General features: G+C 67.1%; 19 protein-coding genes. 4 read left to right on the top strand and 15 right to left on the bottom strand.

Features of this window, described 5'->3' with window-relative positions:
* Window positions 1-149: 149 nt before the first annotated feature.
* Window positions 150-1,460: an MFS transporter gene (locus TO66_RS17445; RefSeq protein WP_044463469.1), complete on the bottom strand. Its 1,311-nt coding sequence runs from the start codon at window positions 1,458-1,460 to the stop codon at window positions 150-152.
* A gap of 183 nt (window positions 1,461-1,643) precedes the next feature.
* Between TO66_RS17445 and TO66_RS17440 the strand changes: the two genes are divergently transcribed.
* Entirely contained in the window at window positions 1,644-2,762 is a 1,119-nt protein-coding gene (locus TO66_RS17440; protein WP_044463468.1) for a sugar diacid recognition domain-containing protein, read from the top strand.
* Between the two features lie 279 nt (window positions 2,763-3,041).
* Window positions 3,042-4,184 carry a glycerate kinase gene (locus tag TO66_RS17435; protein WP_044463467.1) on the top strand — a complete coding sequence of 381 codons (1,143 nt, stop codon included), beginning with the start codon at window positions 3,042-3,044 and terminating at the stop codon, window positions 4,182-4,184.
* Window positions 4,185-4,525: 341 nt separating this feature from the next.
* On the opposite strand, the gene hpaI is transcribed toward TO66_RS17435, so the two are convergent.
* From hpaI to TO66_RS17395, 8 genes are all read right to left on the bottom strand, one after another.
* Window positions 4,526-5,323: a 4-hydroxy-2-oxoheptanedioate aldolase gene (gene hpaI, locus TO66_RS17430; RefSeq protein WP_044463466.1), complete on the bottom strand. Its 798-nt coding sequence runs from the start codon at window positions 5,321-5,323 to the stop codon at window positions 4,526-4,528.
* Between the two features lie 10 nt (window positions 5,324-5,333).
* Window positions 5,334-6,137, bottom strand: coding sequence for a 2-oxo-hept-4-ene-1,7-dioate hydratase (hpaH, locus tag TO66_RS17425; protein ID WP_044463465.1), 804 nt, complete (start codon window positions 6,135-6,137; stop codon window positions 5,334-5,336).
* 2 nt (window positions 6,138-6,139) lie between these two features.
* Complete coding sequence (locus tag TO66_RS17420) at window positions 6,140-7,447, bottom strand: MFS transporter (RefSeq protein WP_044463464.1); 1,308 nt, start codon at window positions 7,445-7,447, stop codon at window positions 6,140-6,142.
* 149 nt (window positions 7,448-7,596) lie between these two features.
* Window positions 7,597-7,986 carry a 5-carboxymethyl-2-hydroxymuconate Delta-isomerase gene (locus TO66_RS17415; protein WP_044463463.1) on the bottom strand — a complete coding sequence of 130 codons (390 nt, stop codon included), beginning with the start codon at window positions 7,984-7,986 and terminating at the stop codon, window positions 7,597-7,599.
* Window positions 7,987-8,120: 134 nt separating this feature from the next.
* The gene (hpaD, locus tag TO66_RS17410; RefSeq protein WP_044463462.1) at window positions 8,121-8,978 is read right to left on the bottom strand and encodes a 3,4-dihydroxyphenylacetate 2,3-dioxygenase; all 858 of its coding nucleotides are present in this window, start codon (window positions 8,976-8,978) and stop codon (window positions 8,121-8,123) included.
* Window positions 8,979-9,045: 67 nt separating this feature from the next.
* Window positions 9,046-10,506 (bottom strand): 5-carboxymethyl-2-hydroxymuconate semialdehyde dehydrogenase, encoded by a 1,461-nt coding sequence (hpaE, locus tag TO66_RS17405; RefSeq protein WP_044463461.1) that lies wholly within the window; start codon window positions 10,504-10,506, stop codon window positions 9,046-9,048.
* Window positions 10,507-11,307 (bottom strand): fumarylacetoacetate hydrolase family protein, encoded by an 801-nt coding sequence (locus tag TO66_RS17400; RefSeq protein ID WP_044463460.1) that lies wholly within the window; start codon window positions 11,305-11,307, stop codon window positions 10,507-10,509.
* Window positions 11,308-11,316: 9 nt separating this feature from the next.
* The gene (locus tag TO66_RS17395; RefSeq protein WP_044463459.1) at window positions 11,317-11,988 is read right to left on the bottom strand and encodes a fumarylacetoacetate hydrolase family protein; all 672 of its coding nucleotides are present in this window, start codon (window positions 11,986-11,988) and stop codon (window positions 11,317-11,319) included.
* A 217-nt stretch (window positions 11,989-12,205) separates the two neighbouring features.
* On the opposite strand from TO66_RS17395, the gene hpaA reads away from it, so the two are divergent.
* Both hpaA and TO66_RS17385 read left to right on the top strand, forming a co-directional pair.
* On the top strand, window positions 12,206-13,117 hold the full coding sequence (hpaA, locus tag TO66_RS17390; RefSeq protein WP_044463458.1) for a 4-hydroxyphenylacetate catabolism regulatory protein HpaA: 912 nt from the start codon (window positions 12,206-12,208) through the stop codon (window positions 13,115-13,117).
* 72 nt (window positions 13,118-13,189) lie between these two features.
* On the top strand, window positions 13,190-14,287 hold the full coding sequence (locus tag TO66_RS17385; RefSeq protein WP_044463457.1) for a DUF1176 domain-containing protein: 1,098 nt from the start codon (window positions 13,190-13,192) through the stop codon (window positions 14,285-14,287).
* Between the two features lie 6 nt (window positions 14,288-14,293).
* Here the strand turns inward: TO66_RS17385 and TO66_RS17380 are convergent, their stop codons facing one another.
* From TO66_RS17380 to TO66_RS17355, 6 genes are all read right to left on the bottom strand, one after another.
* A complete protein-coding gene (locus TO66_RS17380; RefSeq protein ID WP_044463456.1) occupies window positions 14,294-15,268 on the bottom strand; it encodes a helix-turn-helix domain-containing GNAT family N-acetyltransferase in 975 nt (324 codons plus the stop codon).
* A gap of 217 nt (window positions 15,269-15,485) precedes the next feature.
* A complete protein-coding gene (locus TO66_RS17375; RefSeq protein WP_044463455.1) occupies window positions 15,486-17,165 on the bottom strand; it encodes a GMC family oxidoreductase in 1,680 nt (559 codons plus the stop codon).
* Between the two features lie 32 nt (window positions 17,166-17,197).
* Entirely contained in the window at window positions 17,198-18,499 is a 1,302-nt protein-coding gene (locus tag TO66_RS17370) for a carbohydrate porin (RefSeq protein ID WP_044463454.1), read from the bottom strand.
* Window positions 18,500-18,618: 119 nt separating this feature from the next.
* Window positions 18,619-19,683 (bottom strand): 2,3-butanediol dehydrogenase, encoded by a 1,065-nt coding sequence (locus TO66_RS17365; protein ID WP_044463453.1) that lies wholly within the window; start codon window positions 19,681-19,683, stop codon window positions 18,619-18,621.
* Window positions 19,680-20,945 (bottom strand): MFS transporter, encoded by a 1,266-nt coding sequence (locus TO66_RS17360; RefSeq protein ID WP_044463452.1) that lies wholly within the window; start codon window positions 20,943-20,945, stop codon window positions 19,680-19,682. Before TO66_RS17360 ends, TO66_RS17365 begins: the two co-directional genes overlap by 4 nt.
* Before the next feature lie 38 nt (window positions 20,946-20,983).
* On the bottom strand, window positions 20,984-21,517 hold the full coding sequence (locus TO66_RS17355) for a 2,4'-dihydroxyacetophenone dioxygenase family protein (protein ID WP_044463451.1): 534 nt from the start codon (window positions 21,515-21,517) through the stop codon (window positions 20,984-20,986).
* Window positions 21,518-21,797: the final 280 nt, after the last annotated feature.

The following is a 21,797-nucleotide window of genomic DNA, read 5'->3' as shown; positions in this document are numbered from 1 at the left end:
AAGGTCGGCGCGGCCGGATGTCTGTCCGATATACCACGGAGCCGTTGCGGCGCGGTGTTGCTTTTTGTAGCGCGGTGTTGACAGGGCCCCGGCCTGTCCCGGGAAGCCGGGCCCGCAAGGCGCGGACCCGGGCGGTCTTGGGGCGTGGCTCAGCGCTTCAGGCTGCGGGTCATGCGCAGGGCCAGCAGGCTGCCGGCGACTATCACCGCCGCCAGCAGGTAGAGCGCGGCGTCGGTGGAGCCGGTGCTGTCCTTGACCCAGCCGACGATGTAGGGGCTGAGGAAGCCGGCCATCTGGCCCATGGAGTTGATCAGCGCCAGGCCACCCGCGGCGGCGCCGGCGCTGAGCAGCGCGGTGGGCACCGGCCAGAACATCGGCAGGCCGGTGAGGGCGCCCATGGTGGCGAGGGTCAGGCCGAGGATGGCGAGGGTCGGGTTGGCGGCGAAGTTGACCGCGATCACCAGGCCGATGGCGCCCATCAGCATCGGCACTACAAGGTGCCAGCGGCGCTCCTGGCGCAGGTCGGCCGAGCGGCCCACCATCAGCATGAACAGCGCGGCCAGCAGATAGGGAATGGCGCTGAGCCAGCCGATCACCAGGTTGTCGCTGAAACCCAGGTTCTTGATGATCGACGGCAGCCAGAAGTTGATGGCGTACACGCCGCTCTGGATGCAGAAGTAGATCAGGCCGAAGGCCCAGATGGCCGGGTTCTTGAACACCGCCGCCAGGGAGTCGCCGGTGGTGCGCGGCTTGTTCGCGGCGTCTTCGGCCTGGTCGGCTTCGAGCAGGGCGCGCTCGCGGGGGCTCAGCCACTTGGCATGGGCGAAGTTGTCATTGAGCAGGAAGTAGGCGAGGACGCCCAGCAGCACGGTGGGGATGCCCTGTAGCAGGAACATCCACTGCCAGCCGGCCATGCCGCCCTGGCCCGCGGCGAAGTGGTTGAGGATCCAGCCGGAAAACGGGCTGCCGAGCAGGCCGGAGACCGGGATCGCCGACATGAACAGGGCCATGATGCGACCGCGACGGAAGCTCGGGAACCACTGCGAGAGGTACAGCACCACGCCGGGGAAGAAGCCGGCCTCGGCGGCACCGGTGAACAGGCGCAGGGTGTAGAACTGGGTCGGCGTGGTGACGAACAGCAGGCAGGTCGACAGCGTGCCCCAGGCGATCATCATCAGCGCGATCCAGCGCCGTGGACCGAACTTGTTCAGCGCCAGGTTGCTCGGCACGCCGCACAGCACGTAGCCGATGAAGAAGATCCCGGCGCCCAGGCCGTACACGGTTTCGCTGAATTTCAGGGCATCGAGCATCTGCAGCTTGGCGAAGCCGACGTTCACCCGGTCGAGGTAGTTGAACAGGTAGCAGATGAAGATGAAGGGGATCAGGCGCAGGGTGATGCGCTTGTAGACGGCGTTCTTGTCGTCATCGGTGGCCAGGGTGGCAGCGGCGCTCTGTGACATGGCGTGTCTCTCTTTATTATGATTTTTCGCGGTGCAAGGGTAACGTTGACCGCCCCGAGAGTCTCGGTCACCCCATGGGCCGCTGTCTTTGTGCCGGCGCACAGGGTTTGCCGACATCCCCTGTGCCGGTGAACAAGCCCCCGGTCGCCGTCTCCGAACCCGCTTTCTCAGGAACCCGTCGCTATGTTCGAACTCGATCATGACCTGGCGCAGGATATCGTCGACCGGACGATGGCGATCCTGCCCTACAACGTCAACGTCATGGACAGCCAGGGCCTGATCCTCGGCAGTGGCGAGCCCGAGCGGATCAACACCCGCCACGAAGGCGCGCAGCTGGTGCTGGCCAACGGTCGGGTGGTGGAAATCGACGCGCAGACCGCCAAGCACCTCAAGGGCGTGCAGCCGGGAATCAACCTGCCGCTGTTGCACGACCAGCGCCTGATCGGCGTGCTGGGCATCACCGGCGAGCCGGAACAGCTGCGCACCTATGCCGAGCTGGTGCGCATGACCGCCGAGATGCTGGTGGGCCAGCGCCACCAGCAGGCCGACCAGCAATGGCGCCGCCAGCGCTGCGACGACCTGCTGGCGCTGTTGCTCAGCGACAGCGGCGACTCGCCGCGGCTGGTGGACGAGGCGCAGCAGATGGGCCTCAAGCCGCAACTGCCGCGCACGCCTTATCTGTTCGAGCTGGGCCAGGATCGGGAGGGCGCGGCGCAGACCGTCGAGGCCTTGAGTACCTGGCTGATGTCCCGTTACCCGGACAGCTGGTGCGTCAGCTCGGCCAAGTCCTCGTTGCTCTGGTGCCGGCCGGCGACCTTGAGCGTGGATAACCCGCGGCTGCTGGAAAAGCTCGACAGCCTGGGCTGGAACATCCTGCGCGTCGCCGTGGGCGGGCAGGCCGACGGGCTGGCGGGGCTGCGCCGTTGCTACCGGCGGGTCGGCGACCTGCTGGCGTATGGCCGTGACGTGCTGCCTCGGTCGCGGCTGCTGACCCTCAATCGGTTCCGTCTGCCGGTGATGCTCTGGCGCCATCGCAACGACGATGCCCTGGACGAGTTGCTCAACCCTTTGCGCAAGGTCATGGCCAAGGACGGCAACGGCCAGTTGCTGGCGACCCTGCGCAGCTGGTGCGAGCACGACGGCCAGAGCCAGGCCTGCGCCGAGGCCCTGGGCATCCATCGCAACAGCCTGCGCTACCGCATGGAGCGCATCGCCGAACTCAGCGGCGTCGACCCGCTCAAGCTCGACGGCATGCTGGCGCTGTACCTCGGTGTGCAGTTGTTGCCGCAGGGCACCGAATGACCTGTAGCCGCTGCCGAGCCCCGGCGAGGCTGCGATCGGCTGCAACGCAGCCGCAAAGAAACCCGGGCACCGCAGCCTGTCTGTCGATCGGCGTGGCGCGGTTCTGCGACCGCTTCGCGGTCGTGCGCAGCCTCGCTGGCGCTCGACAGCGGCTACAGGCGTGGACGGGGAGGCTATTGTGGAAATGAACAATAAAGCCGCCCCGCACTTGTGCAGCCGACCGGGGTCATGGTCGCGGCCAACTGGCAGCATGGGCGCCACAAGAACCGGAGATAGCCCATGAAAATCATCATCGCCCCCGACTCCTTCAAGGACAGCCTGAGCGCCTCCGGCGTGGCCGCCGCCATCGCCGACGGGCTGGCGCGGGTATGGCCGGACGCGCAGCTGGTGCAGTGCCCGATGGCGGACGGTGGCGAGGGTACGGTGGAATCGATCCTCGACGCCTGCGATGGCCAGTTGCGCAGCACCCGGGTCCAGGGGCCGCTGGGCGCGCCGGTGGACGCGCGCTGGGGCTGGCTGCCGCAGAGCCACACCGCGATCATCGAAATGGCCGAAGCCAGCGGCCTGCAACTGGTTCCGCCGGGCCAGCGCGATGCCTGCGCCAGCAGCACCTTCGGCACCGGCGAGCTGATCCGCGCGGCCCTGGACGCCGGCGCGCAGCGGGTGATCCTGGCCATCGGTGGCAGCGCCACCAACGACGCCGGCAGCGGCGCCTTGCAGGCCCTGGGGGTGCGTCTGTTCGACGCTCAAGGCCAGGCGCTGCCGCTCGGTGGGCTGGCGCTGGCGCGGGTGGCGCGGGTTGACCTGAGCCAGCTCGATCCGCGCCTGGCCGGGGTCCGCTTCGAGATCGCCGCCGACGTCGACAACCCGCTGTGTGGCCCCCATGGTGCCTCGGCGATTTTCGGCCCACAGAAGGGCGCCTCGGCGCAGCAGGTGCAGCAGCTGGACCAGGCCCTGGGGCAGTTCGCCGACCAGGCCGCGCAGGTACTGGGCAAGGATGTGCGCGACGAGCCGGGCAGTGGCGCCGCCGGTGGCCTGGGATTCGCCGCCAAGGCTTTCCTCGATGCGCGCTTTCGCCCGGGCGTGGAGGTGGTGGCCGAGCTGGTGGGGCTGGCCGCGGCGGTGCAAGGCGCGGACCTGGTGATCACCGGCGAAGGCCGTTTCGATGCCCAGACCCTGCGCGGCAAGACCCCGTTCGGGGTGGCGCGCATCGCCCGGCAACACCAGGTGCCGGTGATCGTGATCGCCGGGACCCTGGGCGAGGGCTACGAGCAGATGTACGAGCACGGTGTGGATGCGGCCTTTGCCCTGGCCGCCGGCCCAATGACCCTGGAGCAGGCCTGCGCCGAGGCACCGCGCCTGCTACGCGACCGAGCCGCGGATATCGCCCGGGTCTGGCGTTTGGCGGCACGTCGGGGCTGATGCCATCAAAGACCGATGTAGCCGCTGCCGAGCGCCAGCGAGGCTGCGATCGGCAACGCAGTTGCCGCAAAACCTGGGTCCGCGTTCTGTCTAGGTAAAGGCGTTGGTTGATCTGGCGCCATCGCGGGCAAGCCTCGCTCCTACAAGGAAGGCCGATGTAGCCGCTGCCGAGCGTTAGCGAGGCTGCGATCGGGCTGGGCGGCATTCCGACGTAGCGGCCGCAACGGGGCTAACGCGATTATCCAGGCATAACGCATGGTCAGGTTTTGCGCCTGCTGCGCAGTCGTTCGCAGCTTCGCTAACGCTCGGCAGCGGCTACAGGGGTTACAGGGTTACAGGGCTCAGTAGACGCCGCTGGGGGGCGGTGGGGCGAGGTCTTTGTATTGGCCCAGCAGGGCCTGCAGGCCCTTCATCAGGATCGTGGTGTCCACTCCCACCGCGACAAAGTTCGCCCCCAGCTCGATATAGCGCCGGGCCAGGGTCTGGTCGGCGCTGAGGATGCCGGCCGCCTTGCCGGCCCTGCGGATCCGCGCGATGGCGTCTTCGATGGCCGCCTGCACCTCGGGGTGTCCCGGGTTGCCGCGATGGCCCATCGAGGCGCTCAGGTCGGCCGGGCCGATGAAAACCCCGTCGACGCCCTCGACCGCGGCGATGGCGTCCAGGTGGGCCAGGCCTTCGAGATTCTCGATCTGCACCAGCAGGCACATCTGTTCGTCGGCCTGGTCCAGGTAGCCGGGAATGCTGTTCCAGCGCGACGCCCGGGCCAGGGCGCTGCCAACGCCGCGAACGCCCGCCGGCGGATACCGCATGGCCCGTACCAGCTGGCGCGCCTGCTCGACGCTCTCGACCATGGGCACCAGCAGCGTCTGAGCGCCGATGTCGAGCAATTGCTTGATCAGCGCGGTGTCGCCAATGGGCGGGCGAATCACCCCCTGCACGGGGTAGGGGGCGATGGCCTGCAACTGGCCGAGCAGGCTGTTGAGGTCGTTGGGCGCGTGTTCGCCGTCCAGCAGCAGCCAGTCGAAACCGGCGTTGGCCGCCAGCTCCGCGCAATAGGCATTGGCCAGGCCCAGCCACAGGCCGATTTGCGGAGTGCCCTGGTGCAGGCGTTGCTTGAAATGATTGATCGGCAGTTGCATGACCGTCCCCTCAGACAAAGCGGCAGGCGATGCTGCCGAGCTGGTCGTAGTCGACATGGAAGGTATCGCCGGGGCGCGCGGCCACCGGGCGGGTGAAGGAGCCGCCAAGGATGATCTGCCCGGCCTCCAGGCCGACGTCATACGCCGCCAGCTTGTTGGCCAGCCAGGCCACGCCCTTGGCCGGGTGGTTGAGCACCGCCGCGGACACCCCGGACTCCTCGATCACACCGTTGCGATAGAGCACCGCCGGCACCTTGCGCAGGTCGATGTCACCGGGGCGCACGGCGCGGCCGCCCATGACCACCCCGGCGTTGGCGGCGTTGTCGGAGATGGTGTCGAACACCTTGCGCGTGGCCTGGGTCCGTGGGTCGACCTGCTGGATGCGCGCGTCGATGATTTCCAGCGCCGGGATCACCCACTCGGTGGCGTCGAGCACATCGAACAAGCTGCAGTTCGGGCCCTTGAGCGGCTTGCCGAGGATGAACGCCAGCTCCACCTCGACCCGCGGCACGATGAAGCGCTGGAAGGGGATATCGCTGCCTTCTTCGAACAGCATGTCGTCGAGCAGGGCGCCGAAGTCCGGCTCGGTGATGTTCGACGACACTTGCATGGCGCGCGAGGTCAGGCCGATCTTGTGCCCGACCAGCTTGCGCCCGGCGCGGATCTTGTGTTCCACCCAGCTGCGCTGGATCGCGTAGGCATCCTCGATGGTTATCTCGGGAAACTCCAGCGACAGCTGGGCGATCTGCTCCCGGTTGCGTTCGGCGGCGTCGAGGCGGGCGGCGGCCTGCTGGATGTCCGAAGTGTTGAGCATGGTTATTTCTCCTGGGGATTGACGATAAGGGCCGGCACCCGCAGCACCAGCCAGGCACCGCCGGCGATCAGCAGGGCCAGGGCATACAGGGCCAGGCTGGCGCTCTGGGTGGCGTCGCGGACCACGCCGATCAGGTAGGGCGCGAGGAAGGCGGCGATGCTGCCGAACGAACTGATCAGGGCGATTCCCGCGGCCTGGGTGTTGCTGGCGAGGAAGGCCGGCGGCAGTTGCCAGAACATCGGCAGCGCGGCGCTGGCGCCCATGCCGGCCACCAGCAGGCCGGCCATCACCAGCCAGGCGTTGTCCGGGGCCAGCCCGGCGGCGACCAGGCCGAGGCTGGACATCAGCAGCGGCACGCTCAGGTGCCAGCGGCGCTCGCGCAGGCGGTCGGAAGAGCGGCCGACGCCGATCATGAACAGGCAGCCGGCCAGGTATGGCAGGGCGCTGAGCAGGCCGACGCGGCTGTCGCGGGCGATGCCGGCGTGGTGGATCAGGGTCGGCATCCAGAAGGCGATGGTGTTGACCGCCAGCATCACCGCGAAATAGATGCACACCAGCAGCCAGACGTGGCGGTCCTGGAAAATACCGGCGAAGCGGGTGATCGGCTTGTGCTGTTCTTCCTGCCTCAGCGCCGCGTGCAACTGCTGCTTCTGCCGGTCGCTGAGCCAGTCGACGCTGTCGATGCTTTCCGGCAGGGCCTTGAGCACCACCAGGCCGAGGAATACCACGGGCAAGCCTTCGATCAGGAACATCCATTGCCAGCCGCGCAGGCCGCCCAGGTCGTGGAAGCTTTCGAGAATCCAGCCCGACAGCGGCCCGCCGATCACCCCGGCCATCGGCACGGCGATGGCGAACAGCGCGGTCACCTGGCCCCGGCGGCTGGCCGGGAACCAGCGATTGAGCAGCACCAGAATGCCGGGGAAGAACCCGGCTTCGGCCACCCCCAGCAAAAAGCGCAACAGGTAGAAACCGGTGGCGTTGTCCACCAGCAGCATGGCGCTGGACAGCAGGCCCCAGACCACCATCAGGGTGGCGATCCAGCGACGCGGCCCGACCCGGTCCAGGGCCAGGTTGCTGGGCACGCCGAACAAGGCGTAGGCAATGAAGAACAGGCCCGCGCCGAAGCCGTAGACGCTGTCGCTGAAGCCCAGGTCCTGGGTCATCTGCAACTTGGCGAAGCCGATATTGATGCGGTCCAGGTGGGCGAAGATGTAGCAGGTGAACAGCAGGGGCATCAGCCGCCAGGTGATCCGGCGATAGGTGTCGTCGGCCTCCGTGGCGCTGGACAGGGCAAGGGTCGGGCTGGACATGGGCGGGGTCTCTTTATTGTTTTTGTTGGCGGGCGAGCTTGCGCTCTATCGCGAGCAAGCTCGCTCCTGCTGGAAGGCAGGCACAGGCGGCGAGTGACGGCCGTTGTAGGAGCAAGCTTGCTCGCGATGACAGCCTGATCGACGACGGGTCATTGCTGGCTCTTCAAGAACGCATGCACGTTGTTGTGCTTGAAGTTCAGCTCGGCATCCAGCTCGCTCATCTCGAACGACAGCGCCAGCAGGCGCTGGGCCTGGAGCGCGGCGAAGTGCGCCTTGATGATCTCGAACAGCCCTTCGGCGACCTGGCGCCGGGTAGCCAGGTCGCGCCCGGCGCCGACTTGCAGGCGCATGTGGACGAAGGCGTAGTCATGCTTGCCGTCGGCCATGCGCCAGGTGTCCAGGCGCACGCCGCGGCTGCGGATCCCGCCCAACGGGAACACGCCGCTGGCTCCCAGGTAGTCGTGGACCTTCTCGAACAGCCCTGGCAGGTCGGCGGCCTGCTCGATGTTGTCGGTGTATTCGGCGATGAAATGCGGCATAGGGGCCTCCTGTGGAGGCAGTGGCCAGCGGCAAGCTACAAGCCGCAAGAAGGATTTCCTGTGGCTCGGGCTCGCTGCTCGCCGCTGCTCTTGACGTCTTCTTGCAGCTTGTAGCTGGAAGCTTGCAGCTGCTTTTAAAGCGGAAAAATGGCGTTGATCTGGCCGGTGCCGGAACTGCCGAACGGCGGTGTGACGATTTCGGCGGGGCGGTTGTATTCGGGGCCGCCGAGCAGGCCGAGGAGCATGGCGGTGTCGTGCATCCGGCCCTCGCCGAAGCAGTGCTCGGCGTAGTCCGGGAGCATCGAGCAGAACTCGCGGAAGCGCCCCTGCTGCCACAGCTCGACCACGCGCAGGTCCACCTGCTTGTCGAATTCCCGGGTCCAGTTATGGATGTTGGCCTCGGCCACGCGATCGTCGGAGAAACGGTGCGACAGCGAGCCGGAGGCCAGCACCAGGACCTTGCGGTCGCTCTTTTCGATGGCCCGGCGTACCGCAGCGCCGAAGGTGAAGCTGTCTTCGAGCTTGTGCCAGGCGCACCAGGCCGCGATGGACACCACCTTGAAATGCTGCTCCGGCGGCACCCCCATGTGCATGTAGCGCATCGGCACCAGGGTGCCGTATTCCAGCTCCAGGCTGGGAATGTTGTGGGCCAGAGTGCGCACATCGGCGGCATTGGCCTCGGCGGCGATCAGCTCGCCCAGCGCGGGGCAGCCGTCGTAGTCGTAGTCCATGTTCTTGATGAAGTGCGGCAGTTCGTTGCTGGTGTAGGTGCCGTTGAAACGTTCGCCGCTGTTGATGTGGTAACCGCTGTTGACCAGCCAGTGGACGTCGAACACCACGGCGGTGTCGGCCCCCAGCTCGCGGGCGCGGCGGGCGATTTCCTTGTGCCCGGCGATCGCCGCTTCGCGACAGCCGTGGTGCTTGCCCGGCAGTTCGGACAGGTACATCGATGGAACGTGGCAGACCTTGGCGGCCATGACGACTTCGCCCATGGTGCTTCTCCTGAAACATCTTATTGTTCTGTGGCCGCTGCCCGCGGCCACAGCGGATTTTGCAACCTTATACGCCCCACCGCGGGATGTGGTGGCTACCCATGGAAATACAGACGTTCTTGATCTCGGCGAACACCTCGAAGCTGTACTCGCCGCCTTCGCGGCCGGTGCCGGAGCCCTTGACCCCGCCGAACGGCTGGCGCAGGTCGCGCACGTTCTGGCTGTTGATGAACACCATCCCGGCCTCGATGCCGCGGGCCAGGCGATGGGCCTTGCCGATGTCCTGGGTCCAGATGTAGGAGGCCAGGCCGTACTCGGTGTCGTTGGCCAGTTGCAGGGCCTCGGCTTCGTCCTTGAACGGGATCAGGCAGACCACCGGGCCGAAGATCTCTTCCTGGGCGATGCGCATCCGGTTGTTGACGTCGGCGAACACCGTCGGCTGGATGAACTGGCCGCGCGCGAGGTGCGCCGGCAGGTTGGCCGGGCGTTCCAGGCCGCCGGCGAGCAGGGTGGCGCCTTCTTCGATCCCGATCCTGATGTAGCCGGTGACCTTGTCGTAGTGGGCCTGGGTAATCATCGAGCCGACCTGGGTCTTGGGATCGGTCGGGTCACCGACGATCAGCCGTTTGGCACGGGCGGCGAACTCGGCGACGAACTGCGGGTAGACGCTTTCCTGGATGAAGATCCGGCTGCCGGCGGTGCAGCGTTCGCCGTTGAGCGAGAAAATGGTGAACAACGCGGCGTCCAGGGCACGTTCCAGGTCGGCGTCTTCGAAGATCAGCACCGGCGACTTGCCGCCTAGTTCCATCGAATACTTCTTCAGCCCGGCGGTCTGCATGATCTTCTTGCCGGTGGCGGTGCCGCCGGTGAAGGAAATGGCGCGCACGTCGGGGTGGCGCACCAGGGCGTCGCCGGCAGTGGCGCCGTAACCCTGGACGATGTTCAGCACGCCGGCCGGAATGCCCGCCTCGAGGGCCAGGCGCCCCAGTTCGTTGGCGGTCAGCGGCGACAGCTCGCTCATCTTCAGCACCGCGGTATTGCCCAGGGCCAGGCACGGTGCGGTCTTCCAGGTGGCGGTCATGAACGGCACGTTCCACGGCGACACCAGGGCGCACACGCCGACCGGCTGGTACAGGGTGTAGTTGAGCATCTGGTCGTCCACCGGATAGCTGTGGCCATCCATGCGGGTGCAGACCTCGGCGAAGAAGTCGAAGTTGTGCGAGGCGCGGGGGATCAGCACGTTGCGGGTCTGGTGGATCGGCAGGCCGGTGTCGAGGGTTTCCAGTTCCGCCAGCTGCGGCACGTTCTGGTCGATCAGCTCGCCGAGCTTGCGCATCAGGCGCGCGCGCTCCCTGGCCGGGGTGTTGGCCCACTTGGGAAAGGCGTCCTTGGCCGCTGCCACCGCCTGGGCGATTTCCCCGGCGCCGCCGCTGGCCACTTCACCGATCGCCTCGCCGGTGGCCGGGTTGTAGTTGGTGAAGACGTCTTGGCTTTCGACCTCGCGGCCGTTGATCCAGTGCTTGATCATTTATGCGTGCTCCTTGGCCGCGGATTGCGTGTCGTGTGGTGCCTTGCTGGCGAAGAATTCCGCCTCGCTGACGATGCGGTTGACCAGCCGGCCGACGCCCTCGACCTCCACCACCACCTCGTCGCCCGGCACCACGTCGGACAGGCCCTCGGGGGTGCCGGTGGCGATCATGTCGCCGGGTTGCAGGGTCATGAAGCTGGACAGGTATTCGATCAGGTAGGGGATGTCGAAGATCATGTCGCGGGTCGAGCCTTCCTGGCGCAGCTCGCCGTTGACCCAGGTGCGCAGCTTGAGGTCGTTCGGCTGCGGCACGTCGGCCACGTCGACTATCCATGGGCCGACGGGCGTGGTGGCGTCGCGGTTCTTCACCCGCAGGTTGGGCCGGTAGTAGTTTTCCAGGTAGTCGCGGATCGCATAGTCGTTGCACACCGTGTAGCCGGCCAGGTAGTCCAGGGCGTCCGCGCGCTTGACGTTGCGCGCGGTCTTGCCGATCACCGCCACCAGCTCGCACTCGTAGTGCATGTAGGCGACGTTGTCCGGGCGCCAGGTGACCTGGTTGTGGCCGGTGTAGGTGCCGGGGGACTTGATGAAGGCCAGCGGCTCGGTCGGCGGCTTGAAGGCCAGTTCGGCGGCGTGGTCGGCGTAGTTCAGGCCCAGGGCGAACATGCTGCCGGTGGCCGGTGGCAGCCACTCGACCTGGTCCTCGGCGAGGACGCGGCCATCGGCCAGTTTCACGCTGTTGGGCGCATTGACCACGACCTCGTGGACCTGGCCTTGATAACGGATGCGGGCGTGTTTCATGGCGGCTCCTTATTCGGCGGCTATTTCGGCGACAACATGATTGGCGAGACGGCCCAGGCCGCTGATCTCCACTTCGATACGGTCGCCGGGCATGACGTCGACGCGACCTTCGGGGGTGCCGGTGATCAGCACATCGCCCTGGTGCAGGGTCATGAATTCGCTGATTTCGGCGATCAGCTGGGGGATGCCGCGCACCAGGTTGGCGGTGCTGTTGCGTTGGCGCAGTTCGCCGTTGACCCACAGCTTGAGTTCCAGGTCGTGGGGATCGCGCACCTGCTGCGCCGGCACCAGTTCCGGGCCGAAGGCGCAGAAGCCATCCCGGCATTTGGCCTTGACGGCGGGGCGGTAGTAGCTGTCCTCGGGCAGGCTGAATTCGTTGACGATGGTGTAGCCGGCGACGTGCTGCAGGGCGTTTTCCGCGCTGACCCGGCTGGCGTCCTTGCCGATCACCACGCCCAGCGCCGGGCCCGGCTGCAGGCGCTCGACACCCCGCGGATAGACCACGGCGCCGCCATGGGCGTTGCGCGTGTTGGGGGTCTTGATGAACAGCACCGGCTTGACCGGCGGTTGCTGGTAGGGCGGCTGGGTGAAGGATTCCAGGTGGCTGCGCAACAGGCCCTGGTAGTTCAGCGCGACGCCGAACAGGGTGCCGGTGGCGACTTCATGCAGTGCACGGCTCATTGTTGTGGTTCTCCTGAGCATCGCGAAAGACAAGGTGATTTCGTTAATGTGTTAACGTTATATTTAATATGTTAACGATCGTCAAGCGTCGCTCGTGACCCCCACGCGCCCGGTCGTTCCGGCACTGGTGGGCAGGCCGCGAATCCCGCAGGATGCGGGGGCTTGCCGCGACGAAAATAAAAAGCGCCGCGATGAAAATAAAAAGAGAACTGCCGCTATGAGCGATCGCCAGCCGATCCCCAATATCAACATCGGCCAGGTCTACGACCAGCGCTACGCCGACTCCCGGGTGCACTACGACAAGCTGAGCAACCTCGCCGGGTTCTTCGGCCGCAACATGCCGGTGCACCGGCACGACCGGTTTTTCCAGGTGCACTACGTGAAGAGCGGGGCGGTACGGGTCTACCTCGACGACCAGCAGTACCTGGAATCGGGGCCGATGTTCTTCCTGACGCCGCCGACCATCGCGCATTCCTTCGTCACCGAGGCCGACAGCGAAGGCCATGTGCTGACCGTGCGCCAGCAACTGGTCTGGGAACTGCTCGAAGCCGACAGCCGCCTGGCCAGCGGCCCGCAGATTGCCCCGGCCTGTGTCGCGCTGACTCGCCTGGAACCCGGGTTCGCCGGCGAGGCACGGCGCCTGGCCTTGCTGTTCGACGCCTTGCAGGACGAAGCCGCGGGGCAGGGTGCCGGGCGCGAGCCGGCGCTGGAGGCCCTGACCCGGTTGATCCTGATCAGCCTGTTACGGCTCTCGGCCAATCCCCTCAAGGCCCGCCCGGCGCGGCATGAGGATTTGCAGATCTTTCATCGTTTCAACGAACTGATCGAAGCCCGGTACCTGGAGCATTGGCCGCTGGCGCACTATGCCAGCCAGATCGGCGTCACCGAGGCGCGCCTGAACGATGTTTGCCGGCGCATCGCCGACCTGCCGTCGAAACGCCTGGTATACGAGCGCCTGATGCAGGAGTCCAAGCGCCTGCTGCTGTTCACCGCCAGTTCCGTGAATGAAATCTGCTACCAGCTGGGGTTCAAGGACCCGGCGTATTTCAGCCGCTTTTTCCAGCGCTACGCGAAGATGACGCCGGGGGAATACCGGACGCGCCAGGGCCCGGCAAACCGCACAGACTGACGGCGAAAAACCGTGAGGGGCGAGGCGGGACGTGGGACAATCGGCGTCTTTTGCCCGACAAGGAACAGTCGCATGTTGCAGCGCACCCTGATCGCTCTCTTGCTGGTGAGCGCCGCCGGCCAGGCACTGGCCCAGAACACCGTGGAAAAGGTGCCCGTGCTGCGCCAGACCAAGGACTGGATCACCGGTTGCGACAACCTGCGCAACTGCCACGCCCTGAGCGCCCCCAGCGGCGAGCACGGTATCCAGCACAGCGCCCTGACCCTGCATGTCCAGCGGCGTGCCGGCGCCGACGGGCCCCTGGAGATACGCCTGGACCAGCGCGGCGAACCCGCCGAGCTGTCGGCGTTGCGCCTCGACGGCCAGCCGCTGGAACCGTCGCTGCTGGAGGCCCTGGTGCTGCTGCCGGAAAAGAAAGGCGCGCAGACCGAGGTCACCCGCTATGAAATTGCCGATCCGGCCCGGGCCCGGCAATGGCTGGAACGCCTGCGCAACGCCGCGGAACTGAGGCTGGCGGGCAACGACGAGGCCTGGGTGCCATTGAATGGCCTATCGGCCGCGCTGTTGCTGATGGACGCGGTGCAGGGCCGTGTCGATGGGGTAACGGCGTTGTGGCGTCCGGGCCCGCGGGCGGCCAGCGAGGTGCCGGCGCGACCGCTGCCGGCCCAGCTGCGGGCCTATCCGGGGGCGCCCGCCTTGACGCAGGCCGAGCGCACGCGCCTGTCGGCGGCCGCGGCGAAACTCGCCACGCCGGCCACCCCCAATGACGATGAGGACTATGTGGCCGCCGAGCCGCAGGTCGAGGTCTATCCGCTGACTGCGCAACGGGCGTTGACGGTGGTGCTCAGCGATTGCGCGGCCTACACCTGCGACTACCAGATCAGCAGTTGGTCGCGCAGCGATCCGCCGCAGTGGAAGGAGTTGCACCGGCAAGCCGTGCCCATGGACAACGCAGATGGCTCGGGCGGCGCGCATTACGACCCCAAGACCGGGGTGCTGAGCACTTACTACCTGGCCCGGGGCATCGGTGACTGCGGTGAAACCGCGCAATGGCTGTTCGACGGCGAGACCTTCCAGCTCAGCGACTACCGCAAGATGCCGACCTGCAATGGCCTGTCCTCCGGGGATTGGCCGCGGCTGTGGAGCATCGCGCCGCCGGCCGGTCGCTGAGGCGTTTCAGGCCGGGTCCGGGTGGTGGCGCTCGAAACGTTGCTCCAGCACGGTCTTGCCCCATTGTGCAGCGGGCTGTTCTTCCACCAGCTGGAAGCCGAAGGCTTCGTACAGGTGCCGGGCGGCGTCCAGGCCGCTGAAGGTCCACAGGTAGCAGGAGCGCGCGCCGACCCGGTCGCAATGCGCCAGCGCCGTCTCGAGCAGCAGGCGACCGGTGCCGGTGCCGCGGGCCGCTTCGTCGAGGATGAACCAGCGCAGGTGGGCGATCCGGTCGGTTTGCTCGTGGTCCGGACCACCGCCGAGATCGATGGCGATCGAGCCGACGATCTGCTCGTCCAGCACCGCCAGCCAGATGCCGTTGTCGGGCTGGTCCAGGCGTGCGCTGAATTCCGCCAGCCCGGCCGCGACGCGCTGTTCGAAGAACTGCCCGAAACCCACCAGGCGGGCGTAGTACTGCGCGTGCAGCTCGGTGATGCGGCCGATCATGCCCGGCCGATAACCACGCTGCACGGCGGGAAGGGCGCTGGCGATCCGCGGCTGGCCGAGGCGACAGGCTTCCAGCGCCTGGCCGTAACCGCGCAGGCCCGCGACGACCCGGTTTTGTTCGAAGGACGGCAGCAGGCGCAGCGCCTGTTCCACCTGGGCGCTGCCAAAGGCATGCAGGGCGGCGACCTGCTTGCGCCCCTGGGCGGTCAGGCCCAGGTGCTTTTCCCGGGCATCGGTGGGGCTGGGGCTTTCCTGGATATCGCCGCGCTCGATGAGCTTGGCCAGCAGGCGGCTGACCGAGGATTTCTCCAGGTTCAGGGTCTTGCCCAACTGGGCGGCGGTGAGCGGGGCATACAGGTCGAGCTCGATCAGCGCATGCACCGCCGAAGGCGGCAGGTCCGAGCCGGCGAGCGTGTTGCCCATGAAGCCCAGCTCGCGCACCAGCTTGCGCGAAGCGTTGCGGATCTGATCCACCAGTGGCGATTGGGAGGACATGGCGAATGCTCATATAGTTGTATCGTGCAACTATATGCCCGGGCAACGGCAAAATCCAGCCAGGCACCGATCTATGGGGCAATGCCTTTACCTGTAGGAGCGAAGCTTGCTCGCGATGAGCCCGAGAGCGCCGTGTATATCCAGGTAGTGCGCGTCATCGTTAACGATCATCGCGAGCAAGCTTCGCTCCTACAGGGGGGCAGCTCGCGTTCGAGTTTCAGCCAATGGCCAGGTGGGAGACCGGCTCTTGCAGGCGCGCAACGCTTGGCATCGTCAGTGCCGGCTTGCCCAGCAGCAGGTCCGCGGCCTTTTCGCCGATCATGATCGCCGCCGCGTTGGTGTTGCCGGTGGTCAGGGTCGGCATGATCGACGCATCGGCCACCCGCAGGCCCTGCACGCCGTGCACCCGCAGCTGGTCGTCGACCACCGCGTCGGCGTCGTGCCCCATCTTGCAGGTGCCGACCGGGTGGAACACGGTGCCGAGGCTGTCGCGGATCCACTGTTCGATCTGCGCCTGGCTTTCGATCTGCGCGCCGGGCACCAGCTCGCCCTTGAGGCGTCGGGCGAAGGCCGGGCTGGCCGCCAGCCGGCGGACCAGGCGCACGCCTTCCACCAGTTTGCGCAGGTCTTCCGGGTGGCTGAGGAAGTGGCTATCGAGGATCGGCTTGTCGTGCGGGTCGGCGGAGTTGAGACGCACCCGGCCCCGGCTTTGCGGGTGCATCACGGCGATATGCAGGCTCACGCCATGGCCCAGCGGCACCAGGCGCTGCGGCTGGTTCTTCAGCGCCGGGGCGACGATCAGGCCCAGTTCCGGCGCGGCATCCTCGGGGCGCAGGCGCAGGAAGGCGCCGGACTCCACGGTGTTGGAGGTCAGCGGGCCGCGGCGACGCCCCAGGTACTGCCAGGGCGAGCGGGCCAGGGGTAGCAGGCCCTTGGCCGACAGCCCGTAAGTCAGCTCGCTGTCGCAGCGGTACATCAGCACCACGTCCTGGTGGTCCTGCAGGTTGTGGCCGACCCCGGGCAGTTCATGGCGCTGGGCGATGCCATGGCGCCGCAGTTCCTCGGCCGGGCCGATGCCGGACAGCAGCAACAGCTGCGGCGAGTTGACGGCCCCGGCGCTGAGGATCACCTCGCGCCGGGCCCGTAGCCGGAACACCTGGCCGTCCTGGCTGACCTCGACGCCACAGGCGCGATTGCCCTCCAGCAGCACGCGGTGGGTCAGGGTCGAGCTCAACACGCAGAGGTTGGGGCGTGTCAGCGCCGGGTGCAGGAACGCCCGCGCGGCGCTGCAACGTTCGCCGTTGATCTGGGTGACGTGGAAGGGACCGTAGCCTTCCTGTTCCTCGCCGTTGAAGTCCGGGTTGTAGCGCCAGCCCAGTTCCTGGGCCGCCTGGTAGAACACCTCGTTGACCGGGCTCGGGCTGCGTTGCACGGCGACGTTGAGTTCGCCGCCCTGGCCGTGCCACGGCGAGGCGCCGGGCTCGAAGTGTTCCGAGCGCAGGAAGTAGGGCAGCAGTTCGTCGTAGCTCCAGCCCTGGTTGCCGGCCGCGGCCCAGCGGTCGTAGTCGCTGCGGTGGCCGCGGATGTAGATCATCCCGTTGATCGCGCTGGAGCCGCCCCAGAGCCGGCCGCGGGGGCAGGGGATGGGACGCTCGCCACTGGCGGCCTGGGCGCTGAACTGATGCATCCAGTTCCACTTCGGGTTGGCGATCAGGCGGATGATCCCCGCCGGCGTGCGCACGTAGGCGCCGGGGAACAGGCTGCGGTCGCTGGGCCCGGCTTCGATCAGGCAGACGCTGAGCGTCGGGTCGGCGGACAGGCGGTTGGCCAGCACGCAACCGGCCGAGCCGGCCCCGACCACGATGTAGTCGAATGAACGCGGGACGGAGTCAGTCATGGCAGATACCTCATTGGCAGTAAGAAGCGGGGTCACAGCCCGAGCGCCGCGCCGACGTCGTACATGACTTGCAGGCCGACGACGAATCCATTGCCGCTCAACTCGCGGGCCTCGGGGTTGTAGAAGTTGTCCGGGTTGATCAGGTACTGGACGCTGGGCTCGAGCGCCAGGTGCCGGCCGAGGGCGAAGTGGCCGTTGGCCTCGATAGCGTAGACATTGCGTTCGCCCAGGCGGCTGTCGCCGCCGTTGGCGATCCGTGCCTGTTGCTGGAAGCGCAATTGATGCTCGTTCAGGCGCAGGTAGCTGGCCTTGAGGTTGAGCTTGTCCTGTGGCCGGTCGAAAGGCGCGAGGTACGTCAGGCCGATTTCGGCGAAACGGCTGAAGGGCTGCTTGTCGTCGGCGGCCAGCGACAGCGAGCCGAACGCCAGCAGGGCCTGGGGCGCGGTGCCCTGGCCGCCGTCGGCGCGCCAGAAGCCTTGCTGGAACTTGAAGAAGGCGCCGCCGGTGCCGTGTTCGCTGGCCCCGGTCAGCGGGTCGTACTGGTTGGCGGTGTTGTAGTAGCCGTTGAGTTCGTAGCGGGCGCGGTAGGCGCCGTCGTCCCGGCTGCCGATGCCCAGCAGCAGGCTGGTGCCGCTGGCGTCGTCGGTGCTGAAGTCCAGGCCCTTGCGTTTCTTCAGGTAGTCCACCGGGTTCGATTCGAACGCGCCGGCATGCAGGTAGACGCCCGGCGTCGCCTGGTACTTCAGGTAGCCGCCCCAGCTGCCGTAGGGCGGCGGCAGGATGCCGGTGGACGAATCGATGATCGGGTCGTTGCAGGTGACCACGGTTTCGCAGTTGTAGATATAGAAGTAGCGCCGCGCGTTGGTGCGCCCCAGGCTCATGTCGAGGCGGCCGTCGAGCCAGGTCTGCTGGTAGGTCAGCAGGCTCAGCTGGTTGCTGGTGATGTCGTTGTGGATCGGCGCGCCGGCGAAATAGCTGCCGGCGGCGCCTTGCCAGGCGCGGGAGGTCGGCTGGCCGGTGGCGGTGTCGAGGATGAAGAAGGTTTCCTCGAAATGAACGGCCGCGCCCTCAAGGCCGGCGAGGGTCTCCAGATCGACGTCGGCACCGACGAACAGGTCGCCGCTGTTGCCGAAACTGTGTGGGCGCGGGCCGGTGTCGAGGTTCTTCATCGACAGGCTCCAGAACTGCGCATGGGGCTGGATGCCGTAGCCGGCCAGTCGTTCGCCGAGCCCGGCCAGCGGGCCGTCGCGGCTGGGCGCCGGGGCCTGGGCCTGGCACAGGGGGCTGAACAGGGCCGCAGTCAGCAGCGGGCACAACAGGGCAGTGCTTTTCATGGTCGGTACTCGTTTCTTGTTGTTTTTGTAATGAGTGGTTCAGGTGTTGCGCCGGTAGCCGCTGCCGTTGACCGCAATATTCCCTCGGGCCGATCGCAGCCTGCGGCAGCGGCTACAGGTCATGCCTTGGCCAGCGATGGGTTGGGATTGACCAGCACCTTGATCTGGCCCTTGTCCCGTAGCAGCGCCTCGAAACCGTGTTCCACCGCCTGCTCCAGCGTCACGCAGCGGGTCACCGCGCGGGTCAGGTCCAGGCGGCCGCTGGCCAGCAGCTCGATCAGCGGCGGGTAGGCGTTGCGATAGCCGACGCTGCCGACCAGGCGCAATTCGCGATTGACCAGGTGAAAGGCATCGAAGCCGACCTCGCCCATCAGGCCCACCAGCACCACCTCGCCGCCCTTGCGCAGCGAGTGCAGGGCGAGGTCCAGGGTCTGCTGGCTGCCGGCGGCCTCGAAGGCCGTGTCGAGCCCGCCACCGCTCAGTTCCTGCAGGCGCTGCGACAGGTCGGCGGCGCGGCCGTCGAGCACCTCCCGAGCGCCGAAATCCAGGGCCAGCCGCCTACGTTCCGGGCTGAGGTCGACGGCGAAGATCCGTTCCACGCCGCGCAGGCGTGCCAGCAGGATCAGCAGCAGGCCGATGGGGCCGAGGCCGAACACCACGCAGCTGTCGCCGGCCATCAGGCGGCTCTGGTTCAGCGCGTGGAAGGCCACCGCCGCCGGCTCCAGCACCGCGGCCTGCTTGAAGCTCACCGCGTCCGGCAGCGGGTGCAGCATGTAGGCCGGCACCAGCACCTGCTCGGCGAAGCCGCCATCGCCCATCAGGCCGATAAAACCCATGGACTGGCACAGGTTGTACTGGCCGGCGTGGCAGTACTGGCAGTCGCCGCAGCGGTATTCGGGTTCCACCGCCACCCGGCTGCCGACCTGCACCTGCTCCACGCCCGGGCCGATGGCCAGGACCTGGCCGCAGAACTCGTGGCCCAGGGTCAGGGGTGCGCGGCAACCGGACAGCGGGTGGGGTTGCTGCTGCGGAATCGAGTGCGGGCCGTCGGCGTATTCGTGCAGGTCGCTGCCGCAGATACCGCAGTAGGCCACCTGCACCAGCACCTGGCCCGGGCCGGGTTCGGGCAGCGAGAGGTCGGTGAGGCGCAGGTCGCGGGCGGCATGCCAACGCAATGCTTTCATGGCTGGTTTCCTTGCAGGGCGGAGGACGGGGACGGTTCGACGCGGTGCCGGCGGGCGAGCACCGCCGGCGCGGTTTCCTTGAGGAACAGCGCCAGCAGCGCGGCCAGCAGGGCGCCGCCGCAGGAGATCCACATGACGATGGACAGGCCGAAGCGGTCGGCGGCGAACCCGGCGATGGTCGGCGAGACGAAACCGCCCACCAGTTCGCCAATGCCCATGATCAGGCCCAGCGCCGTGGCCATGACCTCACGCGGCACGGTTTCCGCGGGGATGGTCGCCATGAACAGGGTGAAGCAGCCCAGGCCCGTGTAGGTCAGCAGCATCAGCGCGCCCATCAGCAGCGGGCTGTCGGCGTAGAGCAGGGCGATCGGGCAGCAGGCGGCGACCAGGGAGAACAGCACCAGGGTCGGGCGGCGGCCGAAGCGGTCGGAAATCGCCGCTACGCCGAAGCCCCACAGCACCCAGGCGCTGCCCAGGCAACTCATCACCGTGCCCATGCTCGCCGGGCTGTAGCCGCGGACCTTGACCAGGAAGGTCGGAGTGAAGGAGATCAGGATCACGAACCAGGTGAGGAACACACAACTGATCAGGGTGCAGAGCACGATATTGCGGCTTTTCAGCAGCGCCAGGCGCTTGACCGGGGCCCGGGACTCGTCCTGGGCGGCCGCCGCCCGCGGCGCATCGTTGCGCACGTAGCGCCAGATCAGCAGGGCGATCAGCAGCCCGGGCACCAGCGAGACGATAAAGGCATGGCGCCAGCCGTAGGCTTCGGCCAGGCCGATCAGCACCGGCGGGCCGATCACCGCGCCCAGCAGCCCGGCCGCCGAGCCTTGCAGCAGGCCCATGTTCAGGCCCCGGCGATGGGGCGAGGAGGCCTCCACCATCAGCGATTGCGAGAGCGGCAGGATCGGCCCTTCGGCCAGGCCCATGATGCCGCGGAACAGCAGCAGGCTGAGAAAGCCCGTGACCAGCCCCGACAGCGCCGAGCACAGGGAAAACAGGATCACCGCGACGATCAGCAGCGGCTTGCGCTTGCCGCGCCGGTCCGACCAGGCCCCGACCAGCGCGCCGGACACCGCCCAGGCCAGGGCCAGGATCGACGACAGCATGCCCAGGTGGCTGTTGCTCAGTTGCAGCTCGTCCGCCATGAAGGGGAACAGGAAGGACAGGGCCAGGCGGTCGAAAAAGACGAAGCCGAACGTCAGGAACAGCACGCCCAGCAGGATGTTCTCGTAACCGGCTTTATTGTTGTTGTAAGCCATGGTCGTTCTCCGCGAAGGGACAGGTGAAAGGCGTTCGTTCAGCGAAACAGCGTGTCGATGTAGGCCGCGCCGAGGCCGATCTTTTCGTAGTGCGCGCGGCACATGGCGATGTAGGAATGCACGTCGAAATAGCCGTCCGGCTCGCCCTGTTCGTCGAGCCAGATCAGCGGGCCCTTGACGATGAAAAACGCGCGCATCGGCTGCTCGTGCTCGTAGGCCACCAGGGTGTGGCCTTCGCCCGGCGTCTCGTAGACGAAGTCGCCGGCGGTGGCGGTCCAGTCGTGTTCCAGGTAGCCCCATTTGCCGGACAGGGTGTAGGCGAACACTTCGTGCGGGTGGTAATGCCGGTTCACCAGCCCGGCGCTGCTGGCCATGAGGATGTCGCACCAGCGGTTCTCGCTCGGCGAGATCCACAGCGGTCGTGAGGACACGGTTTCGGTGAAGGGCACGTACAGCTTCAGGTCGTCGGTGGCGGCATCGGGCAGGTAGACCTCGGGTTTGGCGTCCGGCTTGAAGCAGTTGGCGATCGGTTGCAGGTCTTTCCAGAATTCACGGCGGGCAGCTTCGGGCATGGTCGGCCTCTCGGTTTTTGTAGGAGTCGAGGCGACTTTAGGCGTGGCGCGCCGGCGGGGTTTTATCGAATCGGACGGGATTGTTGACGGAATCGGACGAGAGCTTTCCTACAGGATTCAGGGACGATATTTACCCGGCCAGTCGTCTTGTGCCCCAAGCATTTCGCGTTGACAGGCTCTAAGGTTCATATGTTAATGAACAGCCGCGGCCCTCGGGTTCCGCGGCGCCAGGTAGCCGGTCGCGGCCTTGCCGACCGGTCACGCATCCCTTGCCATGAGA

It is taken from the genome of Pseudomonas sp. MRSN 12121, from assembly GCF_000931465.1.
GTDB lineage: Bacteria > Pseudomonadota > Gammaproteobacteria > Pseudomonadales > Pseudomonadaceae > Aquipseudomonas.
The sequence above is the reverse complement of the archived record's forward strand: the minus strand, read 5'-3'. Positions and strand labels throughout refer to the sequence as shown.

Bases quoted from the DNA above. Each gene is read 5' to 3' on its own strand.
- TO66_RS17445 (WP_044463469.1), bottom strand. From the start codon at position 1,460: ATGTCACAGAGCGCCGCTGCCACCCTGGCCACCGATGACGACAAGAAC.
- TO66_RS17440 (WP_044463468.1), top strand. From the start codon at position 1,644: ATGTTCGAACTCGATCATGACCTGGCGCAGGATATCGTCGACCGGACG.
- TO66_RS17435 (WP_044463467.1), top strand. From the start codon at position 3,042: ATGAAAATCATCATCGCCCCCGACTCCTTCAAGGACAGCCTGAGCGCC.
- hpaI (WP_044463466.1), bottom strand. From the start codon at position 5,323: ATGCAACTGCCGATCAATCATTTCAAGCAACGCCTGCACCAGGGCACT.
- hpaH (WP_044463465.1), bottom strand. From the start codon at position 6,137: ATGCTCAACACTTCGGACATCCAGCAGGCCGCCGCCCGCCTCGACGCC.
- TO66_RS17420 (WP_044463464.1), bottom strand. From the start codon at position 7,447: ATGTCCAGCCCGACCCTTGCCCTGTCCAGCGCCACGGAGGCCGACGAC.
- TO66_RS17415 (WP_044463463.1), bottom strand. From the start codon at position 7,986: ATGCCGCATTTCATCGCCGAATACACCGACAACATCGAGCAGGCCGCC.
- hpaD (WP_044463462.1), bottom strand. From the start codon at position 8,978: ATGGGCGAAGTCGTCATGGCCGCCAAGGTCTGCCACGTTCCATCGATG.
- hpaE (WP_044463461.1), bottom strand. From the start codon at position 10,506: ATGATCAAGCACTGGATCAACGGCCGCGAGGTCGAAAGCCAAGACGTC.
- TO66_RS17400 (WP_044463460.1), bottom strand. From the start codon at position 11,307: ATGAAACACGCCCGCATCCGTTATCAAGGCCAGGTCCACGAGGTCGTG.
- TO66_RS17395 (WP_044463459.1), bottom strand. From the start codon at position 11,988: ATGAGCCGTGCACTGCATGAAGTCGCCACCGGCACCCTGTTCGGCGTC.
- hpaA (WP_044463458.1), top strand. From the start codon at position 12,206: ATGAGCGATCGCCAGCCGATCCCCAATATCAACATCGGCCAGGTCTAC.
- TO66_RS17385 (WP_044463457.1), top strand. From the start codon at position 13,190: ATGTTGCAGCGCACCCTGATCGCTCTCTTGCTGGTGAGCGCCGCCGGC.
- TO66_RS17380 (WP_044463456.1), bottom strand. From the start codon at position 15,268: ATGTCCTCCCAATCGCCACTGGTGGATCAGATCCGCAACGCTTCGCGC.
- TO66_RS17375 (WP_044463455.1), bottom strand. From the start codon at position 17,165: ATGACTGACTCCGTCCCGCGTTCATTCGACTACATCGTGGTCGGGGCC.
- TO66_RS17370 (WP_044463454.1), bottom strand. From the start codon at position 18,499: ATGAAAAGCACTGCCCTGTTGTGCCCGCTGCTGACTGCGGCCCTGTTC.
- TO66_RS17365 (WP_044463453.1), bottom strand. From the start codon at position 19,683: ATGAAAGCATTGCGTTGGCATGCCGCCCGCGACCTGCGCCTCACCGAC.
- TO66_RS17360 (WP_044463452.1), bottom strand. From the start codon at position 20,945: ATGGCTTACAACAACAATAAAGCCGGTTACGAGAACATCCTGCTGGGC.
- TO66_RS17355 (WP_044463451.1), bottom strand. From the start codon at position 21,517: ATGCCCGAAGCTGCCCGCCGTGAATTCTGGAAAGACCTGCAACCGATC.